Genomic DNA, 16,031 nt, shown 5'->3' with positions numbered 1-16,031 from the left:
TGTGGATTATGGTTTCGATTTTCATTACAGCATTTATTGTAGGTGGTCTCATTTGCGTTGTGGGGCAGCTGTTGTTTGACGTAGCAAAACTGACACCGGCACATACATTGTGCATTTTGGTTGTTGCAGGTTCAGTGTTGGACGGGGTGGGTCTGTATGAGCCGTTTATCGATTTTGCTGGAGCGGGGGCAACGATACCAATTACTTCTTTCGGTAATGCCCTAACCCATGGTGCAATGGCAGAAGCCGAAAAACATGGACTGATTGGTGTTATGACAGGCATGTTTGAAGTGACTAGTTCAGGAATTAGTTCAGCGATCCTATTTGGATTCATTGCATCTGTTATTTTTAAATCGAAAGGAAAGGTTTAATAGTCATGCGCCCTCTTCCTTCTTCTCGTGTCTGCATAGGATACGAAGAAAGGAAGGGGGTATTATTATGTTTGGAGGATGTAATTCTTTCGGTGGCGGCGGATACGGCGGCGGAGGTTGTGGCGGTTATGAAAATGAAAAAGGCGGCGGTTCAACATTTTGCCTGATTGTGGTTCTATTCATCTTGCTTATCATTGTAGGCCGCACTTTTTGCGTATAAAAAGGGGGAGATAACAGATGAATGATTCATTTTTCCGGAAAATCGAATCAAAAACAGGCGTCCCGATGGAAGAAGTTTTTGCACTTGCAAATGCAATTCAATATGCAGATTTCAGTGATGAACGGCAAGTGAGGAAAATTATACGGAAAGTCGGAAGGCTCGCCAAAAAAGAAGTACCTCAACAGACGGAAGATGAGCTTGTTAATTCTATCGTCAAGAATGGCAAAGCGGTTAATATTAGTGATATTCAAGATATGCTTGGCCGACAATAAAATAAATTAATAAAAAAGCAGAATAATAGGTTTAATAATACTAACTTCTGGATATAGTAATAGTACTAGCAAAAATGGAGGTGTTAACGATGGGTTATATTTTACCAATTCAACCAATCCAATCTCAAATATATGCAAATCGATTGAGTATGGAAGCTTATAATTTTGCTTATATTGATCGGGTGAACAAAGTTAAGTTAAATTCAGACTTTTTGGATGAATTTAAAGAGTCCTCGCATCAAGAACGAGAAAGGGAGGAAGAGGAGGAAAAACCCATTGTAGCAGCACCTTTGGCATATCAAGGATTTGTCCGTCCCAATCCAGTTAATCTATCACCGGTGATCGCCAGAGTAGTAGGGAAAGGTATCGCGATAAATGCTTATGTCTAACTGATAATAAGAAAAAGGTTCGCATTGCTGTTATAAAGCAATGCGAACCTTTTTTATTTTAAAAAAGAAAGAATAAGTTTTTCTACTTAGGTAGGTGTCTAGCTCCAGGTGCCAACCGCTAGGAGGCCCACTGGATGTGGGGTCACGTAGCCATTGCCGCAGGACACGGCGTACTTAGGCTTTTCATATCATCCTTTTTTCCATTGCGCGATGCGGGATATCCGCATCCATAAATTCGGGTGAAGTAATGACATAGCCTAATTTTTCATAGAAAGGGACAGCATATGATTGTGCATTTAAAATAATCTTGTTCATACCCGTTGTTTTAGCATGTTCTTCAAGTGCATGCATGATAAGGTTTCCGAGATGTTTCCCGCGAAATTCCCCTAAAATGCAGACACGTTCAACTTTTCCGATTCCGTCGTTGATTTCCCTGATTCGGCCTGCGCCGATTGGAGATTCTGATGAATAGACGACGAAATGTGATGCAGTTTTATCGAAATGATCTAGTTCAAGGTCAAGTGGCACACCTTGTTCTTCCACGAACACTTTTCTTCTGACAGAAAATGCATCTTCTTGTTCAAGGTCAGAAGTTGCGAATCTTACTTCAAACAATTTTCAGTTATCCTCGTCAAGGCGGAATGTTTCATATACCGTCCATGAGCCGTCTTCAAGTTGATAAGTAAGGTGCAAACGATCAATTGTTTCAGTATGATCGACACCAATCATTTTCAGTTGACCAATGATATCATCGTGTTCGCCAGAAGAAAGTTTTTGAGCAATCGTCACGTGGGGAACGAATGCAAACTCAGGTTTTTCACCGAAGAAATCGTTGTTCAGGTCTTTATGCAAAGCAGCTAATTCATCGTTAAGGGTAGCCTTAAAATAAATTGTATTTGTGATAGGAGCGAATGTGCCCACTTTTGACACGTTTAATTCAAATGGAGTGTGTTTTTTAGTTACTTCTTTAATTGCCTTTGCAACTTCTTCAATTTCTTGATCGTTCGCTTCGAATACACCTTTAACCGTCAAATGCGGCGTGATTTGTGCATAATGTGGATCATATCTCTTTCTGTAAGCGTTTGCCAAGTCCTGAAGTTTCTTTGATGGGAAAGCAACGACACCGTATTTCATAATAAAAACCTCCTAGAATAATTGTTTTAGCTTTATAAATTTGATTATAGCAGAATACTTGAAAATATGTCCGTTTTGTCTGAATTAGTGACCAAAAACCATTTGAATGGCGCGGCGGACATCGGGTTGCCAATGCTTCCAGGTATGGTCTCCATTGAATTCATCATAGAAATAAGGGAAGCCTTTTCTTTCAAGTAATTCGTTTAATGTTCTGTTTGGCGTAAGGAAGTCTTGAACACCATCAACTTGCGTATTTACTTGGGTTTCTTCCTTTCCAATTACATGATAAATGGAGAATCGGGAAGGATCTTGTGAAGCTTCCACTTTTTCAAGCACAAAATCATTGACATAAGGGGAATGCAGAATCACTTTCCCGAATATATTGGGATACTTCGATGCAGTTAGAAGAGAAATCGTCGCCGCTAAGGAATCGCCGATAAGAGCCCTGCCTGCCCCAATCTGATATGTTGGATAATTGTCGTCGATATACGGAACAAGTTCATGAGCAAGGAAGCGGGTGTAGGCTTCACGTCGGTCCCCATCGGGATGATACATGCGCCTGCGTTCTTTGACACTCTTATAAGGAACACCAACTACAATGACGTTTTCAATTTCTTCGGCATCAATTAATTCGTCAACGACCCGTCCTATACGGCCGAACTGAAAATAATCTTTCCCATCAGATGCAATCAGCACTGAATATTTATAGAGAGGTGAAAAGTTGTGGGGCAAATGAATGAGCAACTGCATTTCCTCATCAAGTGCTTTACTGTAAATTGATATATCTTCTATTTTTCCGTATTTCACTCTGGTTGCCTCCTCAAATTGCGTGTATATTGAAATTGTATCATATCGTTAAGGTCAGGTATAATAGTTGTGTTCTGTTTATATACTAACTATAAAAGGGGTTGGCAGGAATGCATGATGATACAAAAATTGTACATTCAAAAGTTGTGACTGAAGCAACGAAAGCGGCTTTGAAACGGCGCGGTGTGACGTTGGAAGCAATCGCTGAAATCGTCTATGAACTACAATATCCGTATAATAATGGTCTTACAATGGCCCACTGCATTGAATCTATCGAAGGTGTCCTTCGAAAACGGGAACTTCAGCATGCGATCCTTGTGGGAATTGAATTAGATGAACTGGCAGAACAGGGAAAACTGTCCGCCCCATTACAACAAATCGTTGAGTCTGACGAAGGTCTATTCGGGGTTGATGAAACAATAGCACTGGGTGCCGTGTTTACATATGGTTCCATTGCAGTAACAACATTTGGTCATCTCGATAAAAATAAAATGGGCATCATTAACGAACTAGACACGAAAAAAGGTCAAGCTATTCATACATTTTTAGATGATCTCGTTGCCAGTGTTGCTGCTTGTGCAGCTTCAAGAATCGCACATAGAACTCGCGATCTTCAAGAAGCGGGCGAAACGTTTGAAGATATTACACCTGAGGAAACGATGCCTGAAACGAAAGTGAAAGGTGCACAAATTTAGTGAATAACTGCAAACACCTGAAAGGATTCTCCCTTTTAGGTGTTTTTTGAATTTGGTGAATAGTGTGTTAGAAAGCGCGTGTAAACGCTTGCAAAAAACTGATTAATTTTAAAGTTTATTGACAAAATAGAGAGACTTCATGGTAAGATGTATTTTAGGATTATGGAGAATTATTACACTTAAGGGGATGAAGGAATGAAGAAAAAGCGATTGCGATTGTTTACATTTATTATGATGATTGCATTACTAGTTCTATCAGCATGTAACTCAGGAGATACAGGGACATCGGAGAAAGATTCAGATGCTGGTAAAAGTAAAGAAGATTATAAGTTTCTAAGTATTTTAACTGGAGGAACACAAGGGACTTATTATCCACTCGGGGGATCTTTCGCAGATTATATTTCAGAAGCGACTGGTATTAAAACAACAGCAGAAGTATCACAAGCATCTGCTGCGAATATGACATCACTTCAAGACGGTGATGCTGACATTGCATTCGTTCAAACAGATATTGCTTACTACGCATCTAAAGGTGAGCTTATGTTTGATGGCGATGTAATTGATAATGTTTCAGCTATTGGTGCATTATACCCTGAAACGGTTCAATTGATTACACTTGAAAAGAACGGTATTAAAACATATGAAGATTTGAAAGGGAAGAAAGTTTCCGTTGGTGCACCAGGTTCTGGAACGTATGCGAACGCGGAACAATTGCTAGAAATACATGGACTAACAATGGATGATATAAAGCCACAAAGTCTAGATTTTGGTGAATCACAAGAAAGTCTACAAGCGGGTCAAATTGATGCTGCATTCATCACAGCTGGTACACCTACGGGAGCGGTTGAAGGCTTGAACGCAGTTGCGTCAGTATTTGTTGTTCCAGTTGAAGATGCAAAAGCAGACGAATTGATCAAAAAGTATCCTTACTACGCTAAAGAAATGATTCCTTCAGGCACATATGGAATGGCAAATGAAACACCAGCAGTTTCCGTTGGGGCGATGCTTGTTATCCAAAATGAAGTTCCTGAAGAATTAGGCTATGAAATTACAAAAGCAATTTACGACAATGCGTCTAAATTGCAACATGCAAAAGGGAAATTGATACAAGCTGAAAAAGGTCTTGATGGAATCGGAATTCCGGTTCACCCAGGTGCACAGAAATACTTTGATGAAGTAATCAAAAAATAAGATGTAATGTTAGCGGGGCGGTGAAGCGTTGTTAAGCTTTAGCCGTCCCATTTTTGAAATTAATCTAATGAATTAGAAACGGAAGGAAGAGGCGAGATGTGTCACAAAAAAGCCGTTCCGTTTATTACTTTTTTCATTTGTTCAGTTGCTATTCTTTTTTTTATTCCAATAAAACCAGCGTTTACGTTTACTGAACATCGTGTGGAAAACCCTGACGTCTATTATGTCCCTTTAAAAAATACTAACAGCTTTCAAATCAGATACGTTCACTCCATTCATTTGACAGATGTCATTGAATTCTATGAAGTGACTGCTGATCGAAAAATACGTCTGTTATCGATGCAGTACGAGGATCTTGCAATTGGTTTGCCTGGCTATGCAGAAGAAGGAGAAATCCTAACTGTGCAGGATGGGGTGTATACGCTTACATATGATGATAATGTTATAGATTCATTTGTCATGCTGGTTGGAGATGTAGATGCAGAATTAGCTTTTCGATACTTAAGAAACGAACTAAATTTAAAGAAACAGTTGATAAGGGGAAAATCGTACACATTTCGTGTTGTGAACCTATCCTTCTATCAAATGCTGAAAGGAGTTCATATGAATGGGAAAAAAAACAAAGCGGAACGATGAGCTAGAGCTGGAAACGCAAACAGAAGAGTTTAAAATGTTGTCAGAAGAAGAACAACTGGAAATACTTCAAAAATATGACCCCGAATCGAATACACGTGATGTTACAGGCATATTTAAGAAAATTGTATTTTTTGGTTTACTAGCGTTTTCCATATTTCAATTATATACAGCAATTGGAACTCCTTTTACGGCGTACATTCAACGTTCAATTCACTTAGGATTTGCATTATCTTTAATTTTCATCCTGTTTCCGGCTAGGAAAAAAAGTAAGAGAGAACGAAATAAGGTACCATTTTACGATATGATTTTGGCGCTTCTGGCTATAGGGGTCGGACTTTATTGGCCGCTTCTAATCGGAGATCTTGTGTTACGTGTTGGTCGTGTATCAATACTTGATATAATCGTTGGGGTCCTAGCCATCCTCTTAACGATGGAGGCCGCGAGACGAGCGGTTGGTATGCCGATTACAATTATTTCGGCTGTTTTTTTAGTCTATGCATTTTTCGGACCATATTTCCCAGGATTCCTTGCACACCGTGGACAAGATCTGAAAAGTGTTGTTCAATTGATGTTTTTCACGACAGATGGAATTTTAGGTACGCCAATTAGTGTATCTTCCACATTCATTTTCGTGTTCCTGTTATTCGGAGCATTCCTTGTCAAAACGGGGGTCGGAGCTTATTTCAACGATCTTGCGGTTGTATTGGCGGGCCGTTTAGTCGGTGGACCGGCTAAGGTTGCCATCTTCTCAAGTGCTTTACAAGGTACAATTTCGGGAAGTTCGGTTGCCAACGTTGTTGGATCGGGTTCGTATACAATTCCGATGATGAAAAAACTTGGTTATAAAAAGGAATTTGCTGGCGGCGTTGAAGCGGCAGCTTCGACGGGCGGGCAAATTATGCCACCGATTATGGGAGCAGCCGCATTCCTTATGGTTGAATTCATAGGCGGCGTTACCTATTGGCAAATTGCAAAAGCCGCAGCGATTCCAGCACTCCTTTATTTCACTGGAGTTTGGATTATGACACACTTTGAAGCAAAGCGTGTCGGTCTAAAAGGAATGACGGAAGACCAAATTCCTGACCGTAAAAAGACATTAAAGAAAATATATTTACTCTTACCGATTATCGGTATTATCGTCTTTTTATTAATTGGTATTCCTACGATGAAAGCAGCATTGTTGGGAATCGTCTTAACGATTATTGTCAGCTCATTCGATAAGTCAACGCGTCTTGGATTTAAAGATATGATTGAAGCATTGGTTGATGGTGCGCGTACAGCGCTTGGTGTCGCGGCAGCGACAGCATGTGCCGGTATTATCGTAGGGGTTGTTGTGAAGACAGGTTTAGGCCTAAGTCTTGCGACTGGATTGATTTCAGCTGCAGGTGGAAACATCTTCCTCACACTGTTCTTTACAATGCTTGCTGCAATTGTTTTGGGCATGGGTTCACCGACAACAGCGAACTATGTCATAACGTCAACAATCGCTGCTCCTGCGATTATCACGCTTCTTATGCTTGATAACCCAGGCGCAACTGTTCCAATTGTTGTGGCTGTGTCCGCACATCTATTTGTATTCTATTTTGGTATTATCGCAGACATCACACCACCTGTTGCCCTTGCAGCATTCGCTGCAGCTGGTATCTCAGGCGGAGATCCTATTAAAACAGGTGTCGTTTCTGCGAAGCTCGCTGTTGCGGCATTTATCATACCGTACATGTTTGTATTCAATCCTGCGATGCTCATGATGGGAGCCTCTGTCCCAGAGATTTTATGGGTCGTTTTCACTGCCATTATTGGGATGATTGCGATTGGTGCAGGAATGATTGGCTTCTGGTATCGAAAATGTAATTGGATTGAGCGCCTGTTCGCTTTAGCGACAGGGATGCTTCTCATATACCCAGAAACTATTACTGACATTATCGGACTGGTTCTGTTCGCGGCAATGGTCGCACTCCAGTGGATGACACGGGAGAAAGAAGACGATAGCAAGGAAGTCACAGTAGCTTAATAGAATATGGAGATCCCTTTGCTATGAGTTTTCATATGCGAAGGGATTTTTAGTTTGGGGAATAGTCGCTTGATCATATCTCGTGGCTGACCGACCATATTATATCTGAACGTATTTAAAATCACCTCACCATTTATTACTCACTGTTCGAATATCTGTAACAATTTTAGAAGAGAGGGGAGGATGAAGTCTTATGAAGTATATAACAATGAAGGGATGGATATTGTCGTTAGTAGCCTTATTACAATTTGGTGCACTTGTTTGTGTATCATAACAATAAGAGTTGATGATTTAAATTGAATTGAACTAATCGGTACGCCGTATGCATCGACAGCCGCACGTGTAGAGTAGGAAGGGGAATTTGGAGGATAACCTCAAAAGCTTACCTGTCTGTATAAAGAAGGAATTATCGGATTCTATGTCGAATTAATAATAAAGGAGGTAGTTACTGTGGTTGAAATTTCAAATGGTATTGCAAAAAGAGAAATGAAAAGCAAAATGAATCAGTTGTTCGAGGACGAAAAGAATGGTCACCTTCATGTATTGTATAAGTATAATGGGATTGAAAATTACATTATACAGGTTTTGAGTTATGTACAAGATGGTATTGCAGCGGGAGATTACGTGATTCTCATTGAGAATTCTCGTCTTTATCCTATTATTCGCAAAGAACTAAGTACACGTTTAACGAAAGATCAAATGGAATTCATACACTATGTAAATAGCCTCGAATTCTATTGGTCAAGTGGCAGTTATCATCCACCTTCAATCGCTGATTACTTCAGTAAGACAATTCAGCCCTATGTTGAAAATAAAATCTCTTTCCGAGCATGGGCACATGTCGAGTGGGCTACAATGGAAGAGCCACTGCATCTTATAAAAGATTTAGAGGTAATAGTAGACGAAGCTGTAAATCTGCTGTCGTTTCCATTAATTTGTGCATACGAAGGAAATAAAATGCCCGACTACCTCAAAACGAGTTTGATGGAAACACATCCCTATGTTCTACTGGAAGATGATTTTATCGTCTCGGAAGAATACCAGCCATCGAATGTAGTAAAATGATATTTATTATTTAACAAACAGGCGCGTTCGTATTAGTTTAACAGCAGGAAATCATTTATTGACGGTTGTTTTTGAACAGAAGGCTTGTAAAATTAAAGGCGACCTATCGTTAATCATTAGACGGGTCATCTTTTTTTATTTAAAAAAATAACCAATAAAAACTTGTCATTCGATGATTACTAATAATAAAAAACACAACCCAATAAAGGGTTGTGTTACTCTGTAACCCCTTATGCACAAGGGGTTAACGATAATCCCGACTGGAATCAATCCAGTCCTCTCCATGTCGATTTTGTATCCCCTAGATTATCAAGGGGTAGAACGTACTTTATCATACTGTGGACATTTAGTTGGTCGATTTTAGTTTGCCAATAGGCAATCGCATTTCAAATACTGATGATTGCCAGATCGAAATCCTTCCTCGTAAAGGGTTGCATCTGGACTTTGCTAGTCAGGTTCCTATTTAACTTTCTTTTTTTCCCTTGTCCTCACTAAATAATATGCATTAATCCAGGAAGCAATTGGTACAATCAGTGCGATACCAATACCTGCACTAAATATTGTAATCATTTCACTACCGAAAATCTTTGAATTTACGATTTCCCCTATAGAATAAGATAAGTCTTTAAACCACAAAAGCAATGCCATATAACCCCCAAAAAAGGCAAAAAACAACGTATTTGTATTTGACCCTAGAATATCCTTTCCAATGTTTATCCCAGATTTGAATAAGTCTCTTCTACTAATGGTTGGATGTTGGTTAAATATCTCAAGCATAGGGGAAGTAATCGAAATGGCTACGTCCGTAATAGCTCCGATTGTACTCATAATAATGACTGATGCTGCAATTTTAACAAAATCCACACCAATATAAAGAGAAAATATGGTCAGTTCATCGATTTCTTCTTCGCCAAACCCTTGAATCATCGTTAATTTCGTCACTTGATTGATAAAAATCAATAAAATGACAATTGTGATGGCAGTAGAAAGGAATGCAGTTTTTGTTTTACTGTTCACTTTATTGATGAAAAAAAGGTTAATACAACTAATGATCGTGCACCCAATAATCGTCAGGATAATTGGGTTTGCATTCGGATCTGCCATGATCAATGTGATAAGAAGGATGACACCAAAGTTTAAGAATAAGGAAATGAAGGACCGTGCTCCTTTTTTTCCGCCAATGACGATCATCAATATAAACAAAATGGCTGCTAGCCACACCAATACATTCATAATTTATGCCTCTTTCGATTCACAAAGAAGATAGAAGTGTATAAACCAATCGGAATTGCCAGTACAATCCCAATGCCACCTGCCAACGCTCGCGCTAATTCCAAAGAAAGGTTCATAGAAAGGGCAAATGACAGTGAAGTGTGGTTTTTTATATATAAAATAAGGACTGGAATGGATCCGCTAATGTACGCAAAGAACAAAATGTTAGTCATGGTACCCATAATGTCTTTTCCAATTTCTAAACCGGATTTCTTCAATGCTTTTGTCGATATATGATTGTCTTTCTCGTAAAGCCCGAAGATAGAGGAAGACATTGTAATGGCAACATCCATCACTGCACCTAAAGAACCGACGAAGAGACCAGCCATGAATACCATTTCATAAGGGCGTGTCAGAAAGCTCATCTCCTCATATCGTAACCCGCTTCCTGCAGTGATCCATATGACCAGATAAGCAATCAGTAAGGAGAAAAATGTTCCTAAAAGTGTTGCGACAATCGCAGCATATGCTTTTTCGTTAAAACCGTTCACGAGTAACAAAGAGGTGACGGTAAATAAAATAACGGTTATCCCGCATATCCAAAGTAAACTGATAGATGAATTGTTTACATAAACATCTAGTGCAAAAGATAATAAGAGGGCATTGACTGCTAAACTGACGATCGAAAAAAATCCTTGTTTTTTCCCAATTAGAAGTAAAACAAATATAAATACCCACATGATCATAACAATGTATTTATCACGTTTAATATCTTTTATACTTCCGGTTAAATCGCCTGATGCCTTTGTTTGCTCATCAATTGAAACAAATAAATCGTTTCCTACACGATATGCATGGTCATAAGCACCAGAAGTTGAATACTCGTTCGTTATATGGATTTGTTGTCCTTTTTCTTGTCCATTTTTAACCTCGGCGATGATTTGCTGTGTGAACAACTGGTCGCGATTGTTATGCATATCAACAACTTGAACTGAATCTTCGAGATTGGTCTCGATAATTTTAGCAATTGGTCGATCGTAAAAAGAATAATTGTATTGAACAAACAGTATAGAACCAACAAAACAAACTGCTATAATGCTGTACAAAACAATATTTTTGAGTAGCAATTTTTTTAATTTGTTTATGACAACATTCAAAGAAAAACCTCCGACTAATAGTTAGTGTCTATCGCATATAACAAAAGTATGCGGACAATTGTATAGTGAGAAATAAAAGTAAAGTGTTATGAAACAAAAAAGTACATAACGTTAAACTTAAATTTCAACAAAAAAGACTTGCCTGTCTCCCGAAATTTCTCTGCTTTAGTGTGTAGAATCAAATGCAGTGGAGGTCGAAAGGAATGCTGAAGATGTCTGAAGTCAATTGTATCAAATTAATGAGGAATCAAAAATCATTAACTACCAATAAAATCAAAAAACGTTAGGAATTAATTGGAGAACGGCAAAATAAGATAAAGACGCAGAACAAATCCCTGCTGAGAATGAAAGAAAAAGTTCAGGGATGCGGCGTATTCAATCACTTGCCAGAAAAGAATCAGGAAAATCATTTACTCGGGATGAAAATGATATTCAATTAGTTAATTGGGTTCCGAAAAAAATGAAGAGACTGTATTCACTAATGAAATAGAACTATTATTGCAATGTATCTTAAGTCAAAGGGGATTAAGTTTTAAGGGTTTGAGGTTAGGTCTATTATTTACTGTTTTACGTGCTTAAAAAAGACGCTATTATAGCAAATAATTGGTTGCTTTTAAATCCTGTTGGTGGCTATATTCTAGGAGCGATATTGCTAGGAGAACCTATATAAAAATCTCTATAATTGGAACAATACCGGTTTTATTCGGCCTAAATTTGTCAGAGGATTTTAGTGTAAAACCTTCTACAGCAGTAGTTACACAAGTTGCTAAAATGAGTAGTGAGTAATACAAGATGTAGTCTGAAAAATAGTATTGTACCAACGGTCAGTTTAGTTCAATAATGAATGGATGTTATACTTTAAAAGAATTATAAAAATTCGATGTTCTGTTATTTAATTAAATTCTGAGAATATGTTAGTGAGGTATTCAAAATAATGATGAAAATAGTACCCCCTAAGCCTTTTTTCTATAAAGGTGGAGAGAGAGCCGTTTTACTATTACATTCTTTTACAAGCAATACGATTGATATGAAAAAGTTAGGGAGGTATTTGCAAAAGAACAATTATTCTTGCTATGCACCATTATACAGTGGACATGGTTTAACAGCAGAAGAATCTCTCACACATAGACCGTCAGATTGGTGGCAAGATGTACTAAACGGTTACAAGTTGTTGAAGGACAAAGGTTTTGAAAAAATAGCTGTGATTGGTCTTTCTCTTGGTGGTGTGTTTGCATTAAAAGTTGGTCAAGAGTTGGAGATAAATGGTGTTGTGACAATGTCAGTTCCAATACATAGGGAAGCTACTTTTCTACAAAAACGTGTCTTTCATTATGCAAAAGGATACAAACAACTGGAAGGAAAAAATGAAGAACAAATAAATGTAGAAATGAAACGTCTTCAAAATATTTCTATCGATTCATTAGTTGAGTTCCAACAGCTAATTGATATAACGATGGATAAATTAGCACTTTTAACATCACCAATTCGCATATTATATGGTGAGTTAGATGAGCCATTGTATAAAGAAAGTGCAGAGGTAATTTTTCAAAGCGTTGCGACGGATCAAAAAACAATGAAGGGGTATCCGAACTCTAAACAATTAATGACATTAGGCACGGATATAAATGACGTGAACAAAGATATACTTACATTTTTAAATGAATTAACTTGGTAGTTTTAATGAATCTTCAACTAACAATAGCTTTACTTCAAGAAGGAGTAAAGCTGTTTCCTTATTCAACTCCCCCAATTACAAAAAAACAATAAAAAAAAGACCTCCAAGCACAAGGCCTGAACGTCTTTTTTTATGGAAAAACCTTTGTTCCTAAAGGTTTTCTTCGGGTTTGGCACCCAATGGTCCCGACTGGGCTCGAACCAGCGACCCCTACCTTGTCGATTTTGTATCCCTTAGTTAAACTGGTTAAGCTGAATTAGTTGAGGTTAAATAAGTTTGATTTAATAAGGTTTTAGTGAACAGGTAAATTAATTCAGTAAAATAAGTTTGGTACAGGAAATTAATTATGCGGACAAATTGCGGACAAGAAAGTAAGCAGGTGGTCTGTATTACTTTTTTGAATAAATCTTTATACTACAACAGTTTTCTTATTAGAAAATGTTACTCGTAATCCGAGTAGGGAATGATATTTCACATTACCAAATATGTTTAGACATTACGGGAATGTCGTAACTTAGAAAAACGGATTCACATGCTAATCATGGGCAATTCACTGGGGACGAAATGCTGACTATCAATGAGATGTTAAAATCACGGCCAGAAAATATCTTCCCCCCCACTATGAATTACCAGGGAGGGTTTTCGTCTGCTTCTTGTTGAGGTCAATCTGCATAATTAATCATGTAGACAGGACTGCTGTTCACCAGAAAGACCGTTAGTTCAACGATGTATATATACATGCATAAAGAAAGCAAAGGACTATAGGAGGGAAACTGAGGCGTTGGAAGGGGTGGCCTGTCTGGGTCAACTGCCGAGAAGGGGTGTTATGTCAACTGGTTGTGCATGCGGGATACACCCACGTTCCGAGAGGGTGTAGATCACGGTGCATCTATGTCTTTACTAATGACTCTCTTAAAAAGGATTTAATAATACCACCAGACTTTACCATACACGTGAGTGCGTTTTTTTCTTTTATTGTAATTAACTTTTTGCGTTTGAATCCGTCAAAGGCTCAATATTAAACTGATAATCAATCTTAATGTCCATCTTCTCGAAAAGTTCAATCCATTTTTTTTCATCCATTGGTTTTGAGAATGGTTTTAATGTATGAATGCCTAGCTGTAATGGATCCACATTCAATTCTTGCATCTTTTTTACTAGTTCTTGTGTTTGTTTTTCAAGATTGGATTGGATATCTTTTTTTAAATCTTCTAAATCCTTTGGGTCAAATAATTGCTTTTCTCCCCGGTATTCTTCAATTCTTGAGTCTATATTCACTGTATAGGTCATTGTAGACAAGCTTTTATTGATATCCACTTTCGTTTTAGACCTAACATGACCTAGAACAACTTCTAATTCTGGGATCGGTAAAACTGCTAAGTAGTGATCGTTGTTTAACAGCTGGAAGATACGATCATCAAAAGTTGTTATTATTTCAACTAGTTTATCATTTTGAAACAGGGCTGTACCTTCATAGCTGATAGCGTCATTTTCTATTTTGAATACAGGTAAGAAAGGATCTGAATAAGGAGTATATAACAGATTTTTAAATTCATGTAGATTAACGACACATAATTCTCCCTGATTTTTTTCCTCATAGTGCTTCAGCATTCGGTAAAAAGAGTAATCAAGATTTTCTTGTATGTCCAATTGATTTTCCAAGTATTCTTCAAAATTTCCTTTTACGATAACTAAATAGATTCTCAAAGAAATATCCGGATCAGTCAATAACACATTAATAATGGACATAATCCCCTCTTTTCCGAGGTCTTCATTAATTATCAGCATTCGCATTTGCCCAGATTTCATTTCCTGGTAGAAGTTTAAATTAAAATTCTTTAATCCCTCCTTTATTAATCTAACTTCTTTCGTCATTACACTCTTTTTTTCTTTGCTTAGAGGAGGCAAAATCGTACTGATTTTTATTTTACCTTCATCCCCTTTACTAAGTGATAAAAATGTGACTGGAGCAAGCTCTTCAATAATGTTATTTTCAGTAAAAGGGGCACATCCAATTAACCATAATGCCATAAATATGATTGACAATTTTTTAGCCATCTTCTTTAGTAGTCTCATGTTTATTAACCCCCTTTATCTTCATCACTACGATAATAATAATTGGAGCCACTAAGTAACTTAAGCTTCCTGCTAAAATTTGAAGATTAAGTAAAATGACCTGCTTTTCACCTGACTTCCATATCCATTCATTCACAAGTATCATTCCAATGAAAATAAGGAATACACTGTATAAAAAGCCACCTCGACTGGATGGTTTCTCCATTTTCCCAAAAGCAATTTTAGATGCTGCATAAAACATCAGTAGAAAAATAGACACAGCAAAAACGATATTAAATAATTCTAAGGAAACCATGACCATATCAATACGTTCAATTATTGGATTTTGAAAATAACGTGCCATATTGACAATTGGGAATTGATTTTTGCTTAAATAATTGGAACCGAAATATAATAAGGATGCTATATATAAGAATACATACTCTATAACGGTTAAAGCATTGCCATAGGACAGATAGCGAAATGTCTTATTATTTGTTTTAAACCACGGTCCCAAAAATACTAGAAATTCAGGGCCTGAAAATGAAGACAAAATTAAAAATATTCCTCTCCAGGAATCTCTATTCCATTCCATTGGAATAATCGGATACAAGTCACTAAGTTGAGCTATTGGTGGAAGGAAGAAAAAAGCGAAGAAAAAGAACATCCAAAATGTACACAAAAATGAAATCACTACGAAACGAATGGTTTTTTCAACACCCTTCCCTGCGACATACCAACAAGACAATAGAATAAAAAAGATAATCCAATTTGAATCTGTAGATGGAAACATAAATATTTGAACGATTTCTGAGAATCCTAACATGACTACAAAAAGTTTAAGCAAGATAAAGAACAAACCGATGAAGGAGAGGATACGCACAATTTTTTTTCCGAACAATTGGACAAATCCGTTGTATCCTTTGCTCGAAAACCCGGTGGAAAACCATTTGGATAAAAGAAGAAGGTTAAGTTGAGACAATAATCCGACCGCAAGAATCACCCAAATCATATACGGATGGATCAAAAACCTTGGCATAATCAAAAAAAAGTAAAGCATTTGGAGGCGATTTACCATCAACATGACATAGAGCCCATTATAGGTTTCATTTTTATTAAATAATTGAAGGGCTTCCATTAG

At 37.6% G+C, this 16,031-nt stretch carries 17 protein-coding genes; 10 read left to right on the top strand and 7 right to left on the bottom strand.

The features are described from left to right. The first annotated feature begins 8 nt into the window (after positions 1-8). The 4 genes from spoVAE (at position 9) to ACP8HG_RS11345 (ending at position 1,252) form a co-directional block, all read left to right on the top strand. Complete coding sequence (gene spoVAE, locus ACP8HG_RS11360; RefSeq protein WP_067211825.1) at positions 9-371, top strand: stage V sporulation protein AE; 363 nt, start codon at positions 9-11, stop codon at positions 369-371. Between the two features lie 67 nt (positions 372-438). Further along, a complete protein-coding gene (locus tag ACP8HG_RS11355; protein WP_082786662.1) occupies positions 439-591 on the top strand; it encodes a YjcZ family sporulation protein in 153 nt (50 codons plus the stop codon). A gap of 17 nt (positions 592-608) precedes the next feature. After that, entirely contained in the window at positions 609-863 is a 255-nt protein-coding gene (locus tag ACP8HG_RS11350; RefSeq protein WP_067211824.1) for a stage VI sporulation protein F, read from the top strand. 89 nt (positions 864-952) lie between these two features. Further along, positions 953-1,252 (top strand): hypothetical protein, encoded by a 300-nt coding sequence (locus tag ACP8HG_RS11345; RefSeq protein ID WP_338655648.1) that lies wholly within the window; start codon positions 953-955, stop codon positions 1,250-1,252. A gap of 183 nt (positions 1,253-1,435) precedes the next feature. Here the strand turns inward: ACP8HG_RS11345 and ACP8HG_RS11340 are convergent, their stop codons facing one another. From ACP8HG_RS11340 to ACP8HG_RS11330, 3 genes are all read right to left on the bottom strand, one after another. After that, positions 1,436-1,867 (bottom strand): GNAT family N-acetyltransferase, encoded by a 432-nt coding sequence (locus tag ACP8HG_RS11340; protein WP_187045514.1) that lies wholly within the window; start codon positions 1,865-1,867, stop codon positions 1,436-1,438. 3 nt (positions 1,868-1,870) lie between these two features. Beyond that, on the bottom strand, positions 1,871-2,386 hold the full coding sequence (locus ACP8HG_RS11335) for a YjcG family protein (RefSeq protein WP_067211818.1): 516 nt from the start codon (positions 2,384-2,386) through the stop codon (positions 1,871-1,873). An 84-nt stretch (positions 2,387-2,470) separates the two neighbouring features. After that, positions 2,471-3,193, bottom strand: a complete 723-nt coding sequence (locus ACP8HG_RS11330; RefSeq protein WP_082786660.1) for an alpha/beta hydrolase — start codon at positions 3,191-3,193, stop codon at positions 2,471-2,473. A gap of 110 nt (positions 3,194-3,303) precedes the next feature. Between ACP8HG_RS11330 and ACP8HG_RS11325 the strand changes: the two genes are divergently transcribed. The 5 genes from ACP8HG_RS11325 (at position 3,304) to ACP8HG_RS11305 (ending at position 8,791) form a co-directional block, all read left to right on the top strand. Further along, the gene (locus tag ACP8HG_RS11325; RefSeq protein WP_067211817.1) at positions 3,304-3,888 is read left to right on the top strand and encodes a phosphatidylglycerophosphatase A family protein; all 585 of its coding nucleotides are present in this window, start codon (positions 3,304-3,306) and stop codon (positions 3,886-3,888) included. A gap of 195 nt (positions 3,889-4,083) precedes the next feature. After that, the gene (locus tag ACP8HG_RS11320) at positions 4,084-5,079 is read left to right on the top strand and encodes a TAXI family TRAP transporter solute-binding subunit (RefSeq protein WP_187045513.1); all 996 of its coding nucleotides are present in this window, start codon (positions 4,084-4,086) and stop codon (positions 5,077-5,079) included. Positions 5,080-5,175: 96 nt separating this feature from the next. Beyond that, entirely contained in the window at positions 5,176-5,715 is a 540-nt protein-coding gene (locus ACP8HG_RS11315) for a DUF1850 domain-containing protein (protein WP_438296302.1), read from the top strand. After that, entirely contained in the window at positions 5,687-7,726 is a 2,040-nt protein-coding gene (locus ACP8HG_RS11310; protein WP_187045511.1) for a TRAP transporter permease, read from the top strand. The genes ACP8HG_RS11315 and ACP8HG_RS11310 overlap by 29 nt, the downstream gene beginning before the upstream one ends. Positions 7,727-8,176: 450 nt before the next feature. Then, positions 8,177-8,791, top strand: coding sequence for an MEDS domain-containing protein (locus ACP8HG_RS11305; protein ID WP_335339506.1), 615 nt, complete (start codon positions 8,177-8,179; stop codon positions 8,789-8,791). 459 nt (positions 8,792-9,250) lie between these two features. Here ACP8HG_RS11305 and ACP8HG_RS11300 read toward each other — a convergent pair whose 3' ends face one another. Together ACP8HG_RS11300 and ACP8HG_RS11295 are read right to left on the bottom strand one after the other, a co-directional pair. Continuing rightward, the gene (locus tag ACP8HG_RS11300) at positions 9,251-10,024 is read right to left on the bottom strand and encodes a YibE/F family protein (RefSeq protein WP_067211806.1); all 774 of its coding nucleotides are present in this window, start codon (positions 10,022-10,024) and stop codon (positions 9,251-9,253) included. Then, positions 10,021-11,160 (bottom strand): YibE/F family protein, encoded by a 1,140-nt coding sequence (locus ACP8HG_RS11295; protein WP_187045510.1) that lies wholly within the window; start codon positions 11,158-11,160, stop codon positions 10,021-10,023. Before ACP8HG_RS11295 ends, ACP8HG_RS11300 begins: the two co-directional genes overlap by 4 nt. Before the next feature lie 934 nt (positions 11,161-12,094). Between ACP8HG_RS11295 and ACP8HG_RS11290 the strand changes: the two genes are divergently transcribed. After that, positions 12,095-12,835, top strand: coding sequence for an alpha/beta hydrolase (locus ACP8HG_RS11290; protein WP_338655658.1), 741 nt, complete (start codon positions 12,095-12,097; stop codon positions 12,833-12,835). Between the two features lie 981 nt (positions 12,836-13,816). Here ACP8HG_RS11290 and ACP8HG_RS11285 read toward each other — a convergent pair. Both ACP8HG_RS11285 and ACP8HG_RS11280 read right to left on the bottom strand, forming a co-directional pair. Then, on the bottom strand, positions 13,817-14,911 hold the full coding sequence (locus ACP8HG_RS11285; protein ID WP_438296298.1) for a Ger(x)C family spore germination protein: 1,095 nt from the start codon (positions 14,909-14,911) through the stop codon (positions 13,817-13,819). Then, positions 14,886-16,028 (bottom strand): GerAB/ArcD/ProY family transporter, encoded by a 1,143-nt coding sequence (locus tag ACP8HG_RS11280; protein ID WP_338655662.1) that lies wholly within the window; start codon positions 16,026-16,028, stop codon positions 14,886-14,888. Before ACP8HG_RS11280 ends, ACP8HG_RS11285 begins: the two co-directional genes overlap by 26 nt. Between the last annotated feature and the right edge of the window lie 3 nt (positions 16,029-16,031).

It is taken from the genome of Sporosarcina sp. FA15, from assembly GCF_051550195.1.
GTDB classification, from domain to species: domain Bacteria; phylum Bacillota; class Bacilli; order Bacillales_A; family Planococcaceae; genus Sporosarcina; species Sporosarcina psychrophila.
Note: the sequence above shows the minus strand (reverse complement) of the source record. Positions and strands in the feature narration are given on the sequence as shown.

Bases quoted from the DNA above. Each gene is read 5' to 3' on its own strand.
- spoVAE (WP_067211825.1), top strand. From the start codon at position 9: ATGGTTTCGATTTTCATTACAGCATTTATTGTAGGTGGTCTCATTTGC.
- ACP8HG_RS11355 (WP_082786662.1), top strand. From the start codon at position 439: ATGTTTGGAGGATGTAATTCTTTCGGTGGCGGCGGATACGGCGGCGGA.
- ACP8HG_RS11350 (WP_067211824.1), top strand. From the start codon at position 609: ATGAATGATTCATTTTTCCGGAAAATCGAATCAAAAACAGGCGTCCCG.
- ACP8HG_RS11345 (WP_338655648.1), top strand. From the start codon at position 953: ATGGGTTATATTTTACCAATTCAACCAATCCAATCTCAAATATATGCA.
- ACP8HG_RS11335 (WP_067211818.1), bottom strand. From the start codon at position 2,386: ATGAAATACGGTGTCGTTGCTTTCCCATCAAAGAAACTTCAGGACTTG.
- ACP8HG_RS11325 (WP_067211817.1), top strand. From the start codon at position 3,304: ATGCATGATGATACAAAAATTGTACATTCAAAAGTTGTGACTGAAGCA.
- ACP8HG_RS11320 (WP_187045513.1), top strand. From the start codon at position 4,084: ATGAAGAAAAAGCGATTGCGATTGTTTACATTTATTATGATGATTGCA.
- ACP8HG_RS11315 (WP_438296302.1), top strand. From the start codon at position 5,176: ATGTGTCACAAAAAAGCCGTTCCGTTTATTACTTTTTTCATTTGTTCA.
- ACP8HG_RS11310 (WP_187045511.1), top strand. From the start codon at position 5,687: ATGGGAAAAAAAACAAAGCGGAACGATGAGCTAGAGCTGGAAACGCAA.
- ACP8HG_RS11300 (WP_067211806.1), bottom strand. From the start codon at position 10,024: ATGAATGTATTGGTGTGGCTAGCAGCCATTTTGTTTATATTGATGATC.
- ACP8HG_RS11290 (WP_338655658.1), top strand. From the start codon at position 12,095: ATGATGAAAATAGTACCCCCTAAGCCTTTTTTCTATAAAGGTGGAGAG.
- ACP8HG_RS11285 (WP_438296298.1), bottom strand. From the start codon at position 14,911: ATGAGACTACTAAAGAAGATGGCTAAAAAATTGTCAATCATATTTATG.
- ACP8HG_RS11280 (WP_338655662.1), bottom strand. From the start codon at position 16,028: ATGGAAGCCCTTCAATTATTTAATAAAAATGAAACCTATAATGGGCTC.